This is a genomic window from Vibrio sp. Vb0937 (assembly GCF_033338855.1).
Genome location: NZ_JAWOTK010000143.1, coordinates 1 through 1596, shown reverse-complemented (window position 1 = coordinate 1596; position 1596 = coordinate 1). Strand labels below are relative to the sequence as shown.

2 protein-coding genes are annotated in these 1596 nt (G+C 45.2%); both read left to right on the top strand.

The genetic code is table 11. The features are described 5' to 3' along the window. On the top strand, positions 1-603 hold a 603-nt coding region (locus R7P67_RS23880), incomplete at its 5' end, for a VC0807 family protein (RefSeq protein WP_318086201.1). A gap of 269 nt (positions 604-872) precedes the next feature. Continuing rightward, a partial coding sequence (locus R7P67_RS23875; protein ID WP_318086200.1) for a methyl-accepting chemotaxis protein occupies positions 873-1596 on the top strand: 724 nt, incomplete at its 3' end.

The following is a 1596-nucleotide window of genomic DNA, read 5'->3' as shown; positions in this document are numbered from 1 at the left end:
GAAGAGCACCTAGGAACCGCAATGGCACTGGTTGTCGCTTTGCTCTTTCCTGTGGTTTACGGCGGTATGGATCTCATCCGCAACAAGAAATTTAACTTTATCTCAGCGCTTGGTTTTATCAGCGTATTATTAACTGGCGGCATTGGCTTGTTGGAGCTTGATACTCGCTGGTTAGCCTTGAAAGAAGCCTTGATTCCCGGCCTGATCGGCATCGCGGTATTGGGCTCCACTTTTACCCGCTACCCATTGATGCAAAAAATGGTATTGAACGACACGGTTTTGAACCTCGCGTTGATTAACGAGCGTTTGAGAGAAAATGGTAAAACCGATGCGTTCGAACGTTGCCTAATGTCTTCGAACTACTTGTTCGCAAGCACCTTTGCATTCTCATCTGCAATGAACTACTTCCTTGCTACGTGGATCGTCACCAGTCCATCAGGCACCGCGGCCTTCAATGAAGAGCTCGGTAAGTTGACACTTTACAGCTACCCGATGATCGCCATTCCTAGCATGTTGATGATGTTTGGTATTTTTTACTACATTTGGCGTCAAATTCCCGCAATGACGTCTCTTGAAACTGAACACACTTTCCACATAAAGTAAAACCTCAGCACTCGAAATACTAAGGGGAAGAGCCCTCTTCCCCTATCTTCCACCCGCCCTTTTCTATGCCATAGTTTTCCATTTAGATTCACTCATCCGTCACTCAGTGTTGACCACGTTCACATTGATAGGGGCGACTTTCGCTCTTTTTATGAAAACCCACATAAAAAATGTGACAAAAATGAACAAGTATATGAAAGTCATGGTGCATTGCTTATCCAACTGATTTAACATGAATTTTTTAAAACCTTGCTGCATTTATAAAAAACATGTTCGGATCAAAAAAATTAAAAATGGAAAATGAGGCGCTTAAGCAGGAATTAGCGAGCCTTAAAGACAAGTACCAAACCGACGTTGAGACGTTGGAACGTCAGTTAAAAGAAGCCAAACAACTACTGAACACAGCGCAACAGCGTTACGAAAGTAGCGACGAGTTGATGTCGAGCAGCTTGAAAGGCGGAGATATGCTCCAAACCATTCGCACAGCGATGGTCGAAAGCGCTCAATCTATGGCGCATGAAAACGAGGAGCTAAAGCTGCTTGATGATATGTTCAAGCAAACACATCAAGCACTCGCACGTCTGGATGACCGAGCGGTAAAAATCAGCTCACAAGCCACTCAAAGCATTGAATCTGTGCAGATATTAGATAACACCGCGACTTCTATTTCCCACCTTGTATCTACTATCCAAGAGATTTCTGACCAAACGAACTTATTGGCTCTCAACGCAGCGATTGAGGCTGCACGCGCTGGTGAAGCAGGCCGCGGATTTGCAGTGGTGGCGGACGAGGTAAGAAATTTGGCAGGCAAAGCCAGTGAAGCGAGCGAACAAATTGATTCGTTGGTTAATCAGGTGCTAACCCAAGTCAGCTCAATCAAAAGCGCGATTGATGAAAACCAAATCTGCGCAGAAGAAGTATCCGCCTCTTCGGCGCAAATTGGCTCAATCGTCAACGAGGTGGTTGTCAAATCAGAGCACATGAAACGGGTGA